Here is a 1,448-nt window from a genome sequence, read left to right as displayed (position 1 = left end):
CCTCCTGCGACTGCCCGGCCGCCAGAAAACCTTCGAACACCTGGATGAAGTCGGCACCCTCCAGCGCCTGCTGGACGGCGAGCACGCGCAGGGCCAGACGACGCAAACGATTGATGTCCATGCTGCCGGTGAACAGTTCGGCCAGGGTGGCAATGCCTTCCTGGGTCTGGGTCGTGCGGGGCGCCCCCAGGCCCAGGCTTATGAGGTTGGGCTGTCGCGCGCCGTTTTGTGCCGTGGCGACATGCACGAAGGCCTCGTGTTGCAACAGCTGGTTCTTGTCCAGCTCCGAGAACAGCGCGCTGGCCCGCAGGCGAATGCGGCTCGATCCGGCGATGGCCTTGGCGGCYAGGTTCGGATCGAGCACGACTGTGATCTGTCCGACGCCGAAGAAACGGTCCAGTTCCGGTTGTATCCAGGCGGCGAATGCCTTGGCCGGAATCTCGGCCGGGCTCGGTAGAATTCGCGCACCGCCCAGCAGGGCGTCAGTGGTCTTGAGAAAGAAGCGGGCCGCGTCGAGCATGCTCAGTTGCAGGCGCGAGTAATAGAAATCCGGGCGCCGGTACAGCGCTGACGAATATTGCGTAAAGGCGGGAGTGCCAATGGCCCCCAGCATGTGCCCGGCGGTGGCATAGCTGCGGGCGGTCATGGCGAGGAAGTTCCCGGCCGGATGCCCCACATCGCAGCGGCTGATAAAGGATTCAAGGGCGGCGATGTCAGCGCTGTGGTCGCGGGGCTGCAGCTCGACATCGGGTAACTCCGCACGCCCGCTGCGCCATTTCGCCAGGAAGTCTTCCTCGACCCCATCCGGCCAGGACAGGGCATCCAGCACGCGGATCTTGCGGGTCAGACCGGGCAGGGTGGCATCGAGTTCGGACAGGGCGGCGGCGCTCATGGATAGCTCCTTGAGGGACGAAATGACGTTACTAAAGCTTAGTCGTCGCGCGCGGTTACGTGCGTTTGCGAAGACAGGTACGCGGCCTCAGAGCAGGCTCCACGACACCCCGACGTACATCGCCATCCCCTCGCCGGGCGTGGAGCGTGCCGCGTCCAGCCCTTTGTCGTCGTAGCCCGGTGTGACCGTGGCGGCATAGTGCTTGTCGGTCAGGTTGCGCAGGTCCAGCCAGGTTTGCCAGTCGCCCTTGGGCGCGTTGTAGCCCAGCGTCGCACCGAAGATTGCGTAAGGATCGGCGTAGTAGCTGTTGGCATAATCGACCGCCACCTTGGATGCCCATTGCGTGTTGAACGCGGCAAAAAAGCCTTGCGGCCAGTCGTAGCGCAGTTCGCCCTGGTAATAGTGCATCGGCAGGCCCGGCAGGCGGTTGTCACCGAAGTGGTCATCGTCGCGGTAGTGGAAGTCACTGAAGGTGTAGCTCTGGCGCAGGCTCAATTGGCCGCCATCGTCCGGCGACCAAAGAGGGCTCAGCAGGCTGGCTTCCACGCCCTGGTGC

Annotated in this window: 2 protein-coding genes; both read right to left on the bottom strand. The window is 64.1% G+C overall.

From position 1 onward, the window contains the following. On the bottom strand, positions 1–892 hold an 892-nt coding region (locus AC1DVH_RS31075; RefSeq protein ID WP_477757011.1), incomplete at its 3' end, for a tyrosine/phenylalanine carboxypeptidase domain-containing protein. 87 nt (positions 893–979) lie between these two features. Continuing rightward, positions 980–1,448, bottom strand: a 469-nt coding sequence (locus AC1DVH_RS31070) for a TonB-dependent receptor domain-containing protein (protein ID WP_477757010.1), incomplete at its 5' end; no start/stop codon positions are given.

Source organism: Pseudomonas sp. P4_C3 (genome assembly GCF_056402075.1).
This window is presented reverse-complemented; position numbering and strand designations above follow the sequence as displayed.